The sequence below is a fragment of the Reyranella soli genome, assembly GCF_007992495.1.
Taxonomy (GTDB): Bacteria; Pseudomonadota; Alphaproteobacteria; order Reyranellales; family Reyranellaceae; genus Reyranella; species Reyranella soli.
The window spans coordinates 1-2,749 of sequence record NZ_BKAJ01000326.1; the positions used below are offsets into that span (position 1 = coordinate 1).

Consider the following 2,749-nt stretch of genomic DNA (forward strand, 5'->3'; position numbering starts at 1 on the left):
CATGGTGACCCACCTCCGTCATCCCGAGCGGAGCCGCTCCGCCTCGCGGAGCCTGTCCCTAGCGAAACCGAGGGGCTCGGCTCCGGTCGGGATGACGGGGTTTTGCAGTCATATGCGATCGCCCGCCTCGAGAAACCCATTTTGGGCACTCGGCCGGTTGATGCCGCCGAACCGCCGGCTAGCTTCCGCGGAAAGTTTTGGACAGGGGAGATCAAGTCTTGGGACATCCGGTCGGTGATCGCGCGTCGGCCACAGGGTCGACGCTGCGCTGGAGCGCGCGGCTCGGTGCGGCGCTGGTGCTCGCGCTGGCGGGCGTGCCGGCGCACGGCCAGAGCTGGAACCTCTACGGCAACGGCAGCCAGTTCTTCGTGCCGATCACCGTCGTGCCGAAGTCGAGCCCGGACAGCGGCCCGCCGGTCTACACCGTCTCGCTGACGCTCAACGGCAACCAGACCAACCCCTTCATCCTGGATACCGGCTCACTCGGCCTCGTCGCCAGCTCGGGCTACTACACCGTGCCCAACGGCCTGAAGCCGCTCGCCGACTACGCGACCATCACCTACAGCACCAGCGGCTCCAATCCGGTGGGCGCGCTCTACATGACGGAGGTGCGGATCAACGGCGAGAACGGCCAGTATGTGACCGCGCGCGTGCCGATCCTGGCGGCCACCCAGAACAAGCCGGACTCGTTCCACCAGCTGGGCATCGGCTTCGACCGCGGCGGCGTCATGATCGGGCCGAACTCGAATCCCGCCACCCTCACGCCGGCCAACAACAGCTACAACATGAATCCGTTCCTGGCGCTGACGGGGAGCAGCAGCAACAGCGGCGTGAATGTCGGCACCATGCAGGCGGGCTACATCATCGGCGTGAACGGCTTCGAGTATCTCGGCCTCGGCAGGAAACCCGGCATCCTGCTGGGCCTCAACAGCCAGAACACGAGCGGCTTTGCGTTCCAGCAGCTGGCGTCGAACGGCGGCCTGCCGTCCTACTGCAACACCCCCGGCATGGGCTGCCCGCTCAGCTGGAGCTCGCAGAACGCGTCGATCACGATCAAGACCGACGGCCGGACGTACGATCTCGGCCCCGCCAGCGTGCTGCCCGACAGCGGCATCTCCTACATGATCGTCAACTCGCCAGGCAACGACGTCCCCACCGAAAGGTCCCTGGCCTGCACGGCCGGCGACAAGAAGGTCGACTGCCTCAAGCCCGGCTCGACGGTGGAGGTCTACCTGCCGGGCCAGACCCAGGCGGCCTACAGCTTCAAGGTGGACGAGTTCGGCAATCCCAGCACCCCGTACGGCGTGGAGGTCACGAAGAACGACCCGCCTCCCAGCAACCTCGGGCGCACGTTCTTCGAGAACATCACGTACGTCTACGATCCGATCAACGGCTTCGTCGGCTATCGGGCGACCAACAAGGACGGCACGAACGCCGTGATCGTCCCCATGCTGGCGCTGCAGGGCAGCCTGACCTTGCCCAACGGATTCCTGTCGAGCTTCACCACGTTCCTCATGAGCGGCCTGACGGTGAACCAGACCGGTTCGGGCACGCTCGGCGGCCCGATCATCGGGCCGGGCGGCCTGACCTTGCAGAGCGGCAACCTGACCTTGGGTGGTGCCAACTCCTACGGCGGCGGCACGGTGGTGAACGGCGGCATGCTCACCCTCGGCAACAATGGCACGCTCCTGGGCAACGTCACGGTCAACGGCGGCGGCTTCACCAACAACGGCACGATCAATGGCAACGGCCTGCTCACCGTCTATGCCGGCGGCAGTTTCGTGAACAACGGCACGGTCAATACGCCCAACCAGTGGCAGGTGAACCAGGGCAGCTTCACCAACAACAGCACGTTCAACGGCAGCCTCGCCAACACCGGCACGGCGACCAACGGCGGCACGCTCGCGGGCTCGGTGATCAACACCGCGACCGGCACGTTCGGCAACACCGGCACGATCACCGGCAGCGTCTCCAACCTGGGGACCTTCACCAACAACGGCACGATCGGCGGCAGCTTCGGCAATTCCGGCGTGCTCGGCGGCACAGGCACGATCAGCGGGAACCTGGCCAACAGCGGCATGCTGGCGCCCGGCAACTCGATCGGCACGATGACGGTCAGCGGCAACTACGTGCAGGGGTCAAATGCGGTGTTCGCGACGGAGGTCGGCGGCGTGGGGCTGAGCGACCGCCTCAATGTCGGCGGCACGGCCAACCTGCAGGGCGGCGTCGTCACGGTGACGACACTGCCCGGCATGGCCTTCGCACCCAGCACCACCTACACCCTGGTCAATGCCGCCGGCGGCCTTACGGGCACCTTCGCCTCGGTCAACGAGCTCTACCCCTTCCTGCTGTCGAACCTGAGCTACGACGCCAACAACGCCTATCTCAACCTGCAGATCGGCGGCTTCGCCGCCGCCGGCGCGACGCCGACGCAGATTGCCGTCGGCAATGTGCTCGACGCCAACGTCAACACCGCCACCGGCGACTTCGCCACCGTGCTGGGCGCCATGGCCTTCAACACGACCTCGAACGCCCAGGCACAGGCGACCCTGCAGGCGATCAGCGGCAACAACTACGCCGGTTTCTCGACCTCCATGGTCCAGGGCATGCAGCTCTTCATGAACAACTTCGCCAACCAGAGCGGCGGTGGCGGCTCGCCGATGTCCAACCGCGTGGCCCTGGCCGAAGCCTGCGACGTCGCCTGTGATGCCACCACCCCGCCGAAGTGGGGCGCCTGGGGCGGCGCGCT

The 2,749-nt window shown here is 66.6% G+C and carries 1 protein-coding gene; it reads left to right on the forward strand.

Translation table 11 applies throughout. The annotated features are described in order from the left end of the window. Window positions 1-218 precede the first annotated feature (218 nt). Window positions 219-2,749, forward strand: a 2,531-nt coding sequence (locus RSO01_RS46425; protein ID WP_507763602.1) for an autotransporter outer membrane beta-barrel domain-containing protein, incomplete at its 3' end; no start/stop codon positions are given.